This window comes from Bacillus sp. V2I10 (assembly GCF_030817055.1).
Taxonomy (GTDB): Bacteria; Bacillota; Bacilli; order Bacillales; family Bacillaceae; genus Bacillus_P.
This window is the reverse complement of record NZ_JAUSYV010000001.1, coordinates 394,520-408,140: the sequence shown is the minus strand read 5'-3', so window position 1 is coordinate 408,140 and position 13,621 is coordinate 394,520. Positions and strand designations below refer to the sequence as shown.

The following is a 13,621-nucleotide window of genomic DNA, read 5'->3' as shown; positions in this document are numbered from 1 at the left end:
TAGCAATCTATTGAATCAATGTCAAGATTAGTATGAATATTCCGTTCACTTAAGTGTTCTGACATCTAAGACCATCTATAGCACACAGAACTGTTTTCCTATACAATAATTGTAAAAGAAACCTTATAGTGTGGTGAAACTCATGTTTAAACTTCTATTAATTGAAGATGATTTAACCCTGTTTAATGAAATCAAAGAACGATTAAATCAGTGGTCTTATGATGTCTATGGCATTACAGATTTTAATAAAGTCATGCAGGAATTCTCAGCCGTAAAGCCAGATTTGGTCATCATTGATATTCAGCTGCCGAAGTTTGACGGCTTTCATTGGTGCCGGATGATCCGGTCGCATTCGAATGTGCCGATCATTTTTCTCTCCTCGCGGGATCATCCGACTGATATGGTCATGTCTATGCAGCTTGGTGCTGATGATTTTGTCCAAAAGCCTTTTCACTTTGATGTGCTGATTGCTAAAATCCAGGCCATTCTCCGCCGTGTTTATAACTACAATACAGAGCAAGTAAGTCTGAAAACATGGTGCAATGCTGCGGTTGATTATGAGCGAAATACGGTTACGAACGAAACCGGTTCCGTTGAACTGACAAAGAATGAAATGTTCATTCTTAAACTCTTGATTGAACAAAAAAACAAAATTGTCAGCAGAGACAAGCTCATGAACAGCCTGTGGGATGATAAACGCTTCATAAGCGATAATACGTTAACAGTGAATGTCAATCGCCTGCGAAAGCGGCTGGATGAAATTGGTCTTGGTCAATTTATTGAGACAAAAGTAGGCCAGGGATATCTTGCGGCAGAAGAGGAAATGGTATGATTCTCCGTTTCTTAAAAGAGCGCCGCAGCTGGATTCTATTCTTTATTATGATTCATTTTTTTATTCTCTTTATCGCTTTCATTGACTCAGCCATTCCAGTACAGTCAGTCCTGTATATTGTTTTTCTTTCCATGATCTCGTTTATTGTCTTCTTAGCCGTTCGGTACAACAAAGAAACTGCCTTTTTTAAAAGTCTGGAAGATCGGGAAAACAACCTTGATATATCAAGCATTCCAGCTCCGGAAAGCCCGTTTGAACAATTGGTTGAAAAGACGCTCAGCGAACAGGCACAGGCCCTGAAAACAGATGCTTTGCACAACAGAATTTCGCTTGAACAGGAAAAAGATGAACTGTTATCGTGGATTCATGAAGTGAAGACTCCTCTCACTGCCATGCATTTAATGATCGAACGCATGGAAGACGATGTGATGAAAACTCATTTGACGTATGAGTGGCTGCGGATTCACCTTTTGCTTGATCAGCAGCTGCATCAAAAACGGATTCCTTTTATTGAAAATGATTTATATATTGAAACGGTTGATTTGGAAAGCGTGATTTTCAGTGAAATTAAAACACTTCAGGCATGGTGTATTCAAAAAGGGATTGGTTTTGACATTCAGTTTGATCAAAAGAAAGTTCTTAGTGATGCAAAATGGCTTGCCTTTATTATTAGACAAATCTTAACGAATGCAGTGAAATACAGCGAGGGGTCTAACATTATCATAAAAAGCTGGAAGCAGGATGATCAAATAAGCGTTCAGGTGAAAGACTTTGGCCGGGGTATTGATCCAAAGGACCTGCCCCGCATATTCGATAAAGGCTTCACATCGACCATAAACCATCATGATCATGCTGCTACAGGGATGGGGCTGTATCTCGCTAAAAAAGCAGCTATACCGCTGCTGATTGATATTCACGCACAGTCTATTATCCACACAGAAACAGCATTTACGTTAACTTTCCCAAAAAGAAATGACTTTGCAGCCGTCATTAGCGTGTGACAAGAATGTCACATGCTTTTCTTTTTTGTTCGCACAATAAAAGGAAAAGGCTCTTTCTTCTTTTTATAATTAAGATATCGAATTAAGAGGAGGAAGCGAGTATGGCGATATTAGAAGCATCAAAGCTCCATAAAAGCTACGGAAATAAATTGAATAAACAGGAAGTCCTTAAAGGAATTGACCTTACTATACAAAAAGGTGAATTTGTCAGCATTATGGGTGCGTCCGGCTCGGGCAAAACAACGCTGCTGAATGTCCTGTCTTCTATTGATAAAGTGAGCGGGGGGACCATCCAAATTGAAAACAAAGAAATGACGGGGATGAAGGAAAAGGAGCTTGCTGAATTCAGAAAGCATCATCTCGGATTTATTTTTCAGGATTATAACCTTCTGGACACACTGACAGTTAAAGAAAATATTTTGCTGCCGCTTTCCATTTCAAAGGTACCTAAAAAAGAGGCGGACCAGAAATTTCATGCTTTAGCAAATGAGCTCGGCATCTACGAGTTAAAAGATAAGTATCCGAATGAAATTTCCGGCGGACAGAAGCAGCGTACTTCTGCAGCACGTGCCTTTATTCATGAACCAAGCATCATTTTCGCCGATGAACCAACGGGCGCACTTGATTCTAAATCCGCTGCTGACCTGCTGAATAAATTGACCGAACTAAATGAAAAAAGAAAAGCAACCATTGTCATGGTCACGCATGATCCGGCTGCGGCAAGCTACTGCAGCAGAGTCATCTTTATAAAAGACGGACAAATCTACACACAATTGAACAAAGGGGAGCAAACAAGACAGGCTTTCTTTAAAGATATCATCAAAACACAAGGTGTCTTAGGCGGTGTGCAGTATGAACATTAATCAGCTCATCGTCAAAAATCTGAAAAAGAACCTGAAGAATTACTATCTTTATATCTTTGCACTTATTTTCAGCGTCGCGCTTTATTTTGCTTTTGTCACTTTGCAGTATGATCCTTCAATGGACGCGGTAGAGGGTTCCATTAAAGGCGGCGCCGGCATCCGGGCTGCATCTGTCCTGCTTGTCGTCATTGTGACAATCTTTCTGCTGTATGCCAATAACATCTTTATCAAACGGCGAAGCAAAGAGATTGGCTTGTTTCAGCTTATTGGACTGACAAAAAATAAAATTTTCCGCATCCTTACAGCAGAAAACTTTCTTCTATATTTTGGATCACTCATTTTGGGCATCCTTACAGGATTTTCAGTATCGAAGTTGATCATGATGATTCTATTTAAGATTACAGGTGTTGAAGATGTGGCGGCTCTTCATTTTTCTATGCAAGCCTTCCTGCAGACACTTGTCGTTTTTTCTGTCATCTACCTTCTTATCATGCTGATGAATTATTTGTTTATTAAAAGACAAAGCATTCTCTCTTTATTCAGAGTTCTGTCATCCGCAGAAGAGAAAGTGAAAAAGATGTCTTATTTCGAGATAACAATTGGCATTCTGGGTATGATTTTGATCGCAGCTGGTTATTTTGTCTCTTCAAGGTTATTTGGGGGAGACTTCAAGTCCACGCCCGCTCTCTTTGGTGCCATGATTTTTATTCTTGGTTCTGTCATTCTTGGAACCTACCTTTTTTACAAAGGATCCGTCAGTTTTATCTTTCATATGATCCGAAAAAAGAAAGATGGTTATCTTAAAGTCGGCGAAGTGCTATCTCTTTCATCCATTATGTTCCGAATGAAATCGAATGCTCTCCTTTTAACCATTATTACGACCGTTTCGGCTCTGGCGATTGGCTTATTATCCCTGAGTTATATCTCATATTACTCGGCGGAAAAAACAGCTCAAAATCAGGTGCCTGCTGACTTTTCCATTACAGATGATCAAAGTGCTGAACAGTTTAAAAAAGCTCTTGAATCTGATGACATAGCCTTTAAAGAAGAAAAAATTGAAATCGTCATGGTTGATGTCGATATAAAAGACATTCTGACTGCAAATTTGGATGGAATGAACTTTGATCCGAATAAGATGACCGTCCCTGTAATTAGTGAAAAATCAGTGAAAGGAAAAGATCTATCAAGAAACGAAACCATTTTTACCGGATACAGCGATTTGCTCCAAAAATTTATGCCGATGGCCGATTCAGGAAACATTGAGCTGATCGGTAAAACAAAAACCATCCCCCAAACCTATTTAGGTTTAGAAAAAGACTACCCGATCTCATGGTATTTCACAAAGGGCGGACTGCCGACTGTGATCGTGGATGACTCTGTCTTTAAACAGCTGAAAAAAGACATAAACCCTGACATTCAGCAGCCGACTTCTACCTATATCGGCATAGATATCGCAAACCAAGAAGAAGTAAAAGAAGCCAACAGACTGTTTACCGAAATGAAGTTGAATGAAAACGCACCAAACGATTCCCAGCTTGAACTCACCAGCAGCCAAAAGAAAAACATGGGGCTCGTCATGTTCATCGTCGGCTTCCTTGGATTGTCATTCCTGGTCACTTCCGGATGCATTCTTTACTTTAAACAAATGGGCGAGAGTGAAGAGGAAAAACCGAATTACACCATCTTGCGAAAACTTGGCTTTACACAAGGAGACTTGCTGAAAGGCATTCAAGCCAAACAGCTCTTCAGTTTTGGGATTCCATTAGTGATCGGACTTTTGCACAGTTATTTCGCCGTGCAATCGGGCTGGTTTTTATTTGGAGCTGAGGTTTGGACACCAATGATCATAGTTATGGTGCTGTACACTGGATTGTATTCGATTTTTGGGGTGCTTTCTGTTCTTTATTATAAGAAAGTGATTAAAGAAGCTTTGTAATAGGCATAAAAGTCTCCAGCTGCTGCTGGAGACTTTTTCTTATGATCTGAAGCAGCGTCTATTTCTGCCGGATAAAAAAAGACCTACCTTCTAGGCAAGTCCAATGCTTGATAGGCAAGCTGATATTTTCCGCCTTCAGCAACTTCTGCATGGTACAGGGCTTTGAGGGCAAAGTTTTTCTCAAGGCTATGTTCCTTCATCAGTCCATTCAATTTAAATTGCAATTCCTGATTTTCTTTAATCAGCTGTTTCATCTGAGATTTTAGGTACTTCATATGAAAGTTAACTCCTTTCAGATATCAAATTTATCTACCAAGAGCATTTTTAATTTTTTTTAAATGCATCAATGCAAAAGTTCAGGAGTGCAAAGCTCCTTCGTTTTTATATCATTATTTATTCCTGCGATATAAATCCTGGCTCTTGAAACCCTTCCCAAGAATCATTTTCATTTCATCGCGCCGTTTTGCTCTTGTTCCCTCTTGTTTTGCGCTATACACATAACGGGCCCAATCCTTACGATATCCTTGGGTGAGTGATTGATAGAAAGCAAGTAAATCTGGAGTATCCTGCAAATCTTTCTCTACGTCTGATATAAATCCGATATAATCATCAACACATTGACTTGCTTTTGCAGATGTGTGATTTTTGCTTTTAGAGTCTTCTTTTAGACCAACAACCGTAAAGACATCATCCAATCCGACCATACGGGCAAATTTTATGCTGCTTGTCCCAACATAGCCATTTTCATCTGCCCCTAACCCATCTAATAATTCATCTCTATGGATATAGGCAGGATATACTTTATTTCCCTTTTTAGGATAAGCCAAAAAGAGATAGCCGTTTTTATTTAAATGATTTTCATCGATAACCTTTTTTACAAGTTTCTTTAAAGATTCCATATCTAATACAAATGCAAAAATAAGGTCATAAGCATGATCAGCTAATTCTGTGTCATAATCCGTTAATTCTGCTAAATAATCTGCACCATTTGGTAAGTTCAGTACAGCTGACTCTTTATATTTTAGTAAGTTTAATTTTTCTGTGATTGTTTTAGCCATCGTTATTCACCCGTTTCATTTATTCTAAGATTTTTTTATTTAAGAAAAAATTGCGGATGCTTTATTTATGATACGGTTCCCCCCGATTAATCCGAAAAGCCCGATAAACCTGCTCCACCAAAATCAATCGCATTAACTGATGAGGAAACGTCATTTTTGAAAAAGAAAGCGTGTCATTCGCCCGTTTCATGACCTCATTACTCAACCCCAATGAACCGCCAATAACAAATGCAACTTTGCTTTTTCCATATGTAGCAAGACGATCTAAGTCAGCTGCAAGCTGCTCGGAAGATTTCATTTTTCCTTCAATCGCCAGGGCGATGACGTGGGTGTCATCCGAGATTTTTGATAAGATCCGTTCGCCTTCCCGCTGTTTAACCTGCTCCATTTCAGATTCGCTTAGGTTTTCAGGCGCTTTTTCGTCAGGCAGTTCGATGATTTCGACTTTTGCATATGGTGTTAATCGCTTTAAAAATTCATCGATTCCTTGTTTTAGATATTTCTCTTTTAACTTTCCAATTGTACAAATTGTTATATTCACAGGCTATCCCCACTTAAGAACAGATTACCAACAGATGTTATCCACATTTGTGCACAACTTATCCACATTTAGTGTGCGAATATTAGTTCCCCACTATATATACAGCAGGGTTTGTGCACAATTCACAGGTTGTGGATAACTTGTTGATTTCTCTGATTTTTTCGATTTCTGGCGCAATTTCATGCTCGTCTACATACATATCAATGGCTAATTCTATGTGTTCTTCACAGCATTTCATTTGTCTTCTCCTTTTATCCACATGTGATCAAGAAAAGCACAAGCGCCCGTTTAGCTCAGGCATGTCAGATAAGAATCCGGCATGAATTTTTTGACGGATTTGTTCTGGCCGAGGAGTTGGGCGATGGAGCTAAACACCCATGCGGAAATTTATATACATTCTTCTCGTACAAAGAAAAAACAGGAGCATTAACCCTCCTGTTCTTCTCCAAGCTTCAGCTTAACCGATTGTTCTTTTCCTTCCCGGTAAAAAGTAAGTTCTACACTTTCACCAACAGCTTTTTTATATAACTGTTTTCTAAGGTCAATAATATCTTTTACTTCTTGGCCATCGAATTCCGTAATAACATCAAGCTCCTTCAGTCCAGCCTGGCCTGCCGGTGAGACCGGATTTACGCTCATGACCACTACACCTGACCGTACTTTATCCGGAAGCTTCAGTGTTTGCTCCCAATGATAGCTTGATACTTCATTTAAAGAACGCATGCCGATGCCAAGGAACGGGCGTCTGACTTCTCCGTACTTTTCTAAGTCATCAATAATTGGAGCAGCAAGATTGATTGGAATAGCAAGCCCGATGCCTTCTACTGCTGATTGGGCAATCTTCATTGAGTTAATGCCAATTAATTTTCCATCGATATTCACGAGCGCTCCGCCGCTGTTTCCAGGGTTGATGGCTGCATCAGTCTGAAGAACTTCCGCATTCCAGTCAACCTCCCCATCATTATTGGAATCAACGGGGATTGCTCTTTCTGTACCAGAAATGATGCCCTGTGTGACTGAACCTGAAAATTGAAGGCCTAATGGGTTACCGATGGCAATGACGGGTTCTCCAGGCTTCACTTTGTCAGAATTCGCAAATTCCGCGACTTGCTCCACTTGTTTGCTTTCTGTTCGGAGAACGGCCAGATCCATCAGCTCATCGCTTCCGAGGACTTCAGCAGGTACACGGGTTCCATCACTTAAGCTCAGTTCAATCTGAGTGGCTCCGGCGATGACGTGATAGTTGGTGACCACGAAAGCATTGCCTCCTTCTTTTTTGTAAATGACACCTGATCCTGTTCCAGCTTCGCCTTTTTCATTCCAGAAACCGGCTTCCTGAATATTAACCACGCCAACGACAGCTTTTGAGACTTTGTCGACAGCTTGGGTAACAGCCGTGCTTACATCGACTGAAATGTTTTTGGAAGGTTCGGTTGCGTTCGGAGTCTGATCCTCGCCAGTTTCTTCTTCGTCATCTCCTAAAGCCAGGTCATATGGAAGGATATCCATATTTGCAAGCACAGGAATGGAAAAAATGACAAGAAGACCTCCCAAAATAGCGCCAAGCAGGCCTGGCAGAAACTTTCCGCCCCTGTTTCCCTTTTGTCTTCGATTATACTGTTCATAGTCCTGATCGTAATACCCCATCGATTTTCTCACCCATCCTTTCACACAGACAAACCCTGCATGAATAGTGTGTATTTCTTAGCAATATTATACTCAAGGATATCCAAAAAAATCTATTTTTATATCTTAGACGTTAACGAGGGGCGTTGGGTTTTTAGGATCTGTATCGTACAGTTCAAACTGTTCGCCGGACATGAACCCTTTACTTGCAAGAGTCTGCTCCACAGACATCCTTGCGAGCTCTTTCATATTGTTGTCTTTGCTTAAATGCGCCAGGTAAATTCTTTTTGTTTTATCTCCGATTACATCGGTCATTGCAAGCGCAGCATCTTCATTTGAAACATGCCCTACATCGCTTAAAATCCTGCGTTTGACACTCCACGGGTAGTGACCCATTCTAAGCATGCCCACATCATGGTTGCTTTCAAAAACAAAGGCATCCGCATTATCGATGATCCCCTTCATTCTGTCACTCACATACCCTGTATCCGTAATTAGTGCCAGCTTCTTGCCTTCATGGTGAAAGGCATAAAACATCGGCTCTGCTGCATCATGTGACACGCCGAATGATTCTACATCAAGTCCTCCAAATGACTGAACGGTGCCCGTCTGGAAAATAAACTTTTGATCAGGATGAATGGCTCCAATCTGCCCTTCCATCGCATTCCACGTTTTCTCATTCGCGTAAATCGGCAAATTATATTTTCTTGCAAGAATCCCTAAACCTTTAATATGATCACTGTGCTCGTGGGTAACCAGAATACCGGATAACTGATTGATTTTCCGTCCGATCATCTGAAACAGCACTTCCATTTGTTTTCCGCTGAATCCCGCATCAACGAGCAATGAATGCTGATCTGTTTCTATATAAGTGGCATTGCCCGTGCTTCCGCTTGCGAGAACACTGAATTGCAAGCTCATCGTTTCTCACTCCAATTTTTCATTAGAACGGATCACTTGTCCTTCTAATGCATTTACATAATAATCTTCTTTCTCATTTACCACGATATGCCATGTCGGCGCTAGAATCTGTTCTCCTGATAAAGGAAAAGGTGTATAGTAGCCAAATTGCACCTCTGTCACTTTGCTGTTTGGCTTTAAATCATTTTTATTGTAGAGAGCCTCCAGTGCCTTAAGGGCAGGGAGGGTGTCCTGTCTTTCTTCCAGGTCCTCAATATTTTCAAGCATTGTCTGCTCATAGCTGACAATCTGATTTTTATCATTTAAATAGAGGGTCAGCATTCCGATGTTTTGATCAGTAGAAAGGTCCTGAAAGACCATTCTATCATTATATGTTTGAATATAGACGATCGTATTTTCGACTTTATCTGTCTTCCATAAGACATATTGATCTCCGTACAGAATGTTCTCGCGGACTATCTGATTCAATTTGCTTTGAGTATTTGTCTCAGGCAGTCCAATCGGCTTTTCAAATTCTGCTTTTAATCCGGTGAAGTTATTTTCAACATTAAGAATTTCCTGATTGGATAATGCCTTCAGTTCTTCCTCTGAGAAAACCTTGCTTTCAGCTGTGATGTAAGCCCCTTTTTCATTTCCCTTAGGAAGCTCGCCGTAGGTAATTCCCTCAGCTGCAAGCTGTTCTTCAATCGTTGCTTTTTGAATGACGTCATATCTGCTGTTTGTAATGATAATATTAAAATATTGAATCGCTAAAAATGTATTCAGAACGAGAAATGCCAGTATAAAAATGGATTTCGTCTTACTCCAATCCATCACTTTTACCTCCAAGCGCTTCATTTCCAGTTTGCAGCTTTATAAATTGGCCGCTCAACGTTTCTGCATACCAATACGGCTTAAGTTCAACTATTCTCGGCTCTGCAGTTGCAGACATTTCATAAGCAGGAAATACCCGCTTCACATTTTCTTTTTCAATGGTCTTTATCTGCTCGAGCAGAGTCAGGATTTCTTTGCTGTTTGGCATTTTCACTGCATTCCGAACAAATCCTGTATCCAAACCGTATAGAGGGCGCAAATATGTCGCAATTTCGTTATTGCCCCAGCGCATGGAAATTTCAGTCGGTCCAAACGTATTGGTGTTATTTTCAAACACGGGAATAAAGTCTACCATTAGACGAAATGAGACAAGCTGGCTGTCAGGATCCATGTTGTAAAATTGATACTCATCTGTCCAGCCGCCATGATCGTTTAAGAACTCAATGCTTTGTTTCATAGCTTTGCCCCGTTCAATAAACATGCTCGGATCAATGGTCGGATTGACAAACCTTAATCTCTCCTGGCTTGGATAAACGGTCAGTAAGCTTGTTCCGTCTGTATAGACGTTCTGAGTAGGCTTCATTTCTCTTCTTACATAGCTTGGATTCGTAAAGAGCGCTTGTTTGAAATCCTCACCGTTAATGGATTCAATGATATACTTCCTCTGATCCAATTCAATTTTGCCCTCTGGAAGAAGCAAGTTCTTATCTTCTAGGAGATCTATTGAAACGTAATGGTCCAAGTTTTCCTTTTTTTCAATGATGGATGCAATGAAGTTTTTTGCATTTTCGCTGCTGATCGATGCTTCATATACCAGTCTTTGCTCTACAGAAACGAAAATGATTTTTTGCGGCTGATTTGCTTTTCCCTGCGGCAGAACAATCCGGTCAAAAGAAGAGTAGATTGTTTTTTGCGATTTATATTGAAAGATAGATTGAAAAATTTCAAACGGAATTTTGTCACTGAAAATAAATTCTATTTTTTTCGTTTCACTTTTTCCATTCAGCCACTCATCAAGCTGATCAGAGGTATATCGGTTTGAGACATTTTTCACTTCACTGATATTCCAGTTTCTCAGCTGATTCCATACGAAATCAATATGTTCAGCTTTAAACGTCCCATAATGCTCGGCATTTTGATGGACAAACATCTGATAGGGACGGATCACATTGGCCGGCTCTTTTTTCTCTTGGCTGATAGGTTCATTTTCCAAATACTGGCTGTTTTGTATAAAGTCATAGTTAGGCTTAAAGGTCCACAGGTTATACGTAAAAAACACACTGGAGCAGACCAGCAGCACTAATATAACTGTTTTTGCTTGTTCACGATTCATCCCAATCATCCTCTTGATCCCGGGTAAATGGAAGAGTAAATAAGATAGTTGTCCCTTTGCCTTCCACACTTTTCGCCCATATTTCCCCGTCATGCGCACCGATCATCTCTTTTGCTATAGCAAGGCCGAGACCTGTTCCACCGAGCTTTCTTGTCCGCGCTTTGTCTACACGGTAAAAACGCTCAAATATCTTGTTCTCAGTTCCTTTTGGAATTCCCATCCCCTGGTCTGTTACGCTGATTTGAAGCTTATCCTCATGAACTTCAGCCTTAAAAGTTATCAGACCGCCCTCTGGTGAATATTTGAGAGCATTGGAAATAATGTTATCCAGCACTTGAGTAATCTTATCAGGATCAATGTCCACATAAAGTTTTTCCTCGGGCAGCTTACGCAAAAAAGTCACGTGCTGTTCCTTTGTCATCTCAAAGCGATCAATAATCTGATTAAAGAAATTGGTAAAGTTAATCCATTCTTTATTGAAGCGATAATCTTTGCTGTCAAGCTTAGAAAGCTGCAGCAGATCATTAACAAGACGAATCATTCGTTCTGTCTCATTTTGAGTGACGTTTAAAAATTGAGGAGCAATTTCTTTGTCTTCCCAGGCTCCATCGGCAAGTGCTTCTAAGTAACTTCTCATCGTCGTAAGCGGTGTTCTGAGTTCATGAGATACGTTTGCTACAAATTCACGTCTTTCCTCATCAATTTTTTCCTGTTCAGTAATATCATAAATAACGGCAATCAGACCATTATTCCGTTTTTGCTCTTTTTGAATAACTGAAAAGTTTACTCTCAGGATGTACGGCTTATCCTCAGTACTTGCATCTAAAATAAGTGAGTCCTGCTGTTCAATCAAACTATCAAACGTATACTCATCTTCAATTCCAAGGATTTTAGTAATTGGCACCTCATAAACGGTTTCACGTGAAACATTAAGCATTTCAAGGGCAGGATTGTTAACTAGTATGACTTCCCCAGTTCGATTTGTTGCGATGACGCCATCTGTCATATGCGCAATAACAGATGCCAGCTTCTTGCGTTCTCCTTCTGTAGATGCCTGTGCTTCTTCAAGTTTATCTGTCAGATTATTAAACGTGATTGCAAGCTGGCCAATTTCATCCTCGCCGTATACTCTAACTTTTCTGGAGAAATTCCCCTTAGCAAGCTCAATCGCCTGTTTTCTCATATCAGACATTGGCCTTGTAATAGTACGTGCAAGGAATACACCCAGAATAGCGGTAATTGCCAAGGAAATACCTGTCCCTGTTGCCAGGATTCCATTAATCACCCGCATTTGAGAAAAGACTTCTTCCATGGAAGCGACTAGGTAAAGAGCACCAATGGTTTCTTGGTCTATATTTTTAATAGGGGTTGATGAAATCCATACTCGTCTGCTTGTATCACGTTCAATATAGACTTTTTCATCAGGCTTTTCGAATACAAGCGTCCGTTTTATGAGAACTTCCGTCGTCCGTTTCCCGATAATATCACTATTATTCGGATCTGATGTAGCGATTACGCGGCTATTTTTATCAATGACTCTAATTTCCTGGATTTCATCCTTTGCAAAATCCTTTAAAATAGCCGTGATATCCTCTTCTAGTGTCGGAATTGTGTCTGTAGAATCTTCTGTTCGTTCTTTTGTCATTTCCTGTTCTATGCTGTAATTAATGAAATTAATTCTTTGTGTAATGGAGGTGTTGAAGTTTTCTGTTAAAGATCTCTCAAGCTGCTGTACAAAATAGACCCCAATGATTTGCATGGCAATCATGATCAGGAGCACATAAACCATTACGAATTTAAAATGGATTGATCTAAAAAAACCTACTTTATTCATGAAACCTACTCCTGTTCAGGGTTTCGCAAGTAATACCCGACACCTCTTCGTGTCACAATCCAAGTCGGATGACTCGGGTTATCTTCGATTTTCTCCCTAAGTCTGCGAACAGTTACATCTACAGTACGGACGTCACCAAAATAATCATAGCCCCAAACGGTTTGAAGAAGGTGTTCGCGCGTCATGACTTGTCCAATATGTTTGGCCAAATAGTGAAGCAGCTCAAACTCACGATGAGTCAGCTCAATCGTTTCACCGCGTTTAGAGACGACATAAGCATCAGGATGAATCGTTAATGAACCGATTTCAATTTCATTTTTATCTGTTTGCTGTTCTGGAGGAAGAGCCTGCAATCTTCTTAAATTGGCTTTTACGCGAGCTAATAGCTCTCTGGTGCTGAACGGTTTTGTCACATAGTCATCTGCACCCAGTTCAAGTCCAAGGACTTTATCAATTTCAGAATCTTTTGCTGTCAGCATGATAATTGGAATTTCGTATTTTTTCCGGACTTCACGGCATACTTCCATTCCATCTTTATTCGGGAGCATAATATCTAAAAGGATGAGATCAGGCTGAATTTCTTCTACCATTTCCAATGCTTCATTTCCATCATAGGCACAAAATACTTCATAACCCTCTTTTTTTAAGTTAAATTGCAGAATGTCTGCAATCGGCTTTTCATCATCAACAACTAAGATTTTCTTTTCCATGGCCAATCGCCCCTTTTATATAAGGTGTTTCTTTCCTTATTCTTAATTTACCACTTCTATCTAATAGATTCATCTTTTCAAAGCGTATTTCTTTTTAGCTATTTCCTAAATGTGCCGCGGTGAACCAGCGAAAGTGCGAAAAGAGGTTTACAG

Annotated in this window: 14 protein-coding genes; 4 read left to right on the top strand and 10 right to left on the bottom strand. The window is 40.1% G+C overall.

Annotated features, from left to right (window positions below):
- Positions 1 to 142 precede the first annotated feature (142 nt).
- The 4 genes from QFZ72_RS02255 (at position 143) to QFZ72_RS02240 (ending at position 4,632) form a co-directional block, all read left to right on the top strand.
- Positions 143 to 832, top strand: coding sequence for a response regulator transcription factor (locus QFZ72_RS02255; RefSeq protein WP_284015773.1), 690 nt, complete (start codon positions 143 to 145; stop codon positions 830 to 832).
- Positions 829 to 1,833 (top strand): sensor histidine kinase, encoded by a 1,005-nt coding sequence (locus QFZ72_RS02250; RefSeq protein WP_307428861.1) that lies wholly within the window; start codon positions 829 to 831, stop codon positions 1,831 to 1,833. The genes QFZ72_RS02255 and QFZ72_RS02250 overlap by 4 nt, the downstream gene beginning before the upstream one ends.
- Positions 1,834 to 1,934: 101 nt before the next feature.
- A complete protein-coding gene (locus QFZ72_RS02245) occupies positions 1,935 to 2,696 on the top strand; it encodes an ABC transporter ATP-binding protein (protein WP_307428859.1) in 762 nt (253 codons plus the stop codon).
- A complete protein-coding gene (locus tag QFZ72_RS02240; RefSeq protein WP_307428856.1) occupies positions 2,686 to 4,632 on the top strand; it encodes an FtsX-like permease family protein in 1,947 nt (648 codons plus the stop codon). The genes QFZ72_RS02245 and QFZ72_RS02240 overlap by 11 nt, the downstream gene beginning before the upstream one ends.
- Positions 4,633 to 4,715: 83 nt before the next feature.
- Here QFZ72_RS02240 and QFZ72_RS02235 read toward each other — a convergent pair whose 3' ends face one another.
- The 10 genes from QFZ72_RS02235 to yycF form a co-directional block, all read right to left on the bottom strand.
- The gene (locus QFZ72_RS02235; protein ID WP_307428853.1) at positions 4,716 to 4,907 is read right to left on the bottom strand and encodes a hypothetical protein; all 192 of its coding nucleotides are present in this window, start codon (positions 4,905 to 4,907) and stop codon (positions 4,716 to 4,718) included.
- A 114-nt stretch (positions 4,908 to 5,021) separates the two neighbouring features.
- On the bottom strand, positions 5,022 to 5,690 hold the full coding sequence (locus QFZ72_RS02230) for a YdeI/OmpD-associated family protein (protein ID WP_307428850.1): 669 nt from the start codon (positions 5,688 to 5,690) through the stop codon (positions 5,022 to 5,024).
- A 61-nt stretch (positions 5,691 to 5,751) separates the two neighbouring features.
- Positions 5,752 to 6,231: a 23S rRNA (pseudouridine(1915)-N(3))-methyltransferase RlmH gene (gene rlmH / locus QFZ72_RS02225; RefSeq protein WP_101567196.1), complete on the bottom strand. Its 480-nt coding sequence runs from the start codon at positions 6,229 to 6,231 to the stop codon at positions 5,752 to 5,754.
- An 82-nt stretch (positions 6,232 to 6,313) separates the two neighbouring features.
- Positions 6,314 to 6,469 carry a CxxH/CxxC protein gene (locus tag QFZ72_RS02220; RefSeq protein WP_070878890.1) on the bottom strand — a complete coding sequence of 52 codons (156 nt, stop codon included), beginning with the start codon at positions 6,467 to 6,469 and terminating at the stop codon, positions 6,314 to 6,316.
- Positions 6,470 to 6,657: 188 nt separating this feature from the next.
- Positions 6,658 to 7,878, bottom strand: coding sequence for a S1C family serine protease (locus QFZ72_RS02215; RefSeq protein ID WP_307439549.1), 1,221 nt, complete (start codon positions 7,876 to 7,878; stop codon positions 6,658 to 6,660).
- Between the two features lie 105 nt (positions 7,879 to 7,983).
- Complete coding sequence (locus tag QFZ72_RS02210; RefSeq protein ID WP_307428847.1) at positions 7,984 to 8,778, bottom strand: MBL fold metallo-hydrolase; 795 nt, start codon at positions 8,776 to 8,778, stop codon at positions 7,984 to 7,986.
- A 6-nt stretch (positions 8,779 to 8,784) separates the two neighbouring features.
- Positions 8,785 to 9,591, bottom strand: coding sequence for a two-component system regulatory protein YycI (locus QFZ72_RS02205; protein WP_307428845.1), 807 nt, complete (start codon positions 9,589 to 9,591; stop codon positions 8,785 to 8,787).
- The gene (locus tag QFZ72_RS02200; protein ID WP_307428843.1) at positions 9,578 to 10,924 is read right to left on the bottom strand and encodes a YycH family regulatory protein; all 1,347 of its coding nucleotides are present in this window, start codon (positions 10,922 to 10,924) and stop codon (positions 9,578 to 9,580) included. Before QFZ72_RS02200 ends, QFZ72_RS02205 begins: the two co-directional genes overlap by 14 nt.
- Positions 10,914 to 12,758 (bottom strand): cell wall metabolism sensor histidine kinase WalK, encoded by a 1,845-nt coding sequence (gene walK, locus QFZ72_RS02195; protein WP_307428841.1) that lies wholly within the window; start codon positions 12,756 to 12,758, stop codon positions 10,914 to 10,916. Before walK ends, QFZ72_RS02200 begins: the two co-directional genes overlap by 11 nt.
- 5 nt (positions 12,759 to 12,763) lie before the next feature.
- Positions 12,764 to 13,468, bottom strand: a complete 705-nt coding sequence (gene yycF, locus QFZ72_RS02190; RefSeq protein ID WP_252202932.1) for a response regulator YycF — start codon at positions 13,466 to 13,468, stop codon at positions 12,764 to 12,766.
- Positions 13,469 to 13,621: the final 153 nt, after the last annotated feature.

Excerpts from the sequence above, each read along its gene's own strand:
- QFZ72_RS02205 (WP_307428845.1), bottom strand. The coding sequence starts at position 9,591 with ATGGATTGGAGTAAGACGAAATCCATTTTTATACTGGCATTTCTCGTT.
- QFZ72_RS02250 (WP_307428861.1), top strand. The coding sequence starts at position 829 with ATGATTCTCCGTTTCTTAAAAGAGCGCCGCAGCTGGATTCTATTCTTT.
- walK (WP_307428841.1), bottom strand. The coding sequence starts at position 12,758 with ATGAATAAAGTAGGTTTTTTTAGATCAATCCATTTTAAATTCGTAATG.
- QFZ72_RS02230 (WP_307428850.1), bottom strand. The coding sequence starts at position 5,690 with ATGGCTAAAACAATCACAGAAAAATTAAACTTACTAAAATATAAAGAG.
- QFZ72_RS02200 (WP_307428843.1), bottom strand. The coding sequence starts at position 10,924 with ATGAATCGTGAACAAGCAAAAACAGTTATATTAGTGCTGCTGGTCTGC.
- QFZ72_RS02235 (WP_307428853.1), bottom strand. The coding sequence starts at position 4,907 with ATGAAGTACCTAAAATCTCAGATGAAACAGCTGATTAAAGAAAATCAG.
- QFZ72_RS02245 (WP_307428859.1), top strand. The coding sequence starts at position 1,935 with ATGGCGATATTAGAAGCATCAAAGCTCCATAAAAGCTACGGAAATAAA.
- QFZ72_RS02210 (WP_307428847.1), bottom strand. The coding sequence starts at position 8,778 with ATGAGCTTGCAATTCAGTGTTCTCGCAAGCGGAAGCACGGGCAATGCC.
- yycF (WP_252202932.1), bottom strand. The coding sequence starts at position 13,468 with ATGGAAAAGAAAATCTTAGTTGTTGATGATGAAAAGCCGATTGCAGAC.
- QFZ72_RS02220 (WP_070878890.1), bottom strand. The coding sequence starts at position 6,469 with ATGAAATGCTGTGAAGAACACATAGAATTAGCCATTGATATGTATGTA.
- QFZ72_RS02215 (WP_307439549.1), bottom strand. The coding sequence starts at position 7,878 with ATGGGGTATTACGATCAGGACTATGAACAGTATAATCGAAGACAAAAG.
- QFZ72_RS02255 (WP_284015773.1), top strand. The coding sequence starts at position 143 with ATGTTTAAACTTCTATTAATTGAAGATGATTTAACCCTGTTTAATGAA.
- QFZ72_RS02240 (WP_307428856.1), top strand. The coding sequence starts at position 2,686 with ATGAACATTAATCAGCTCATCGTCAAAAATCTGAAAAAGAACCTGAAG.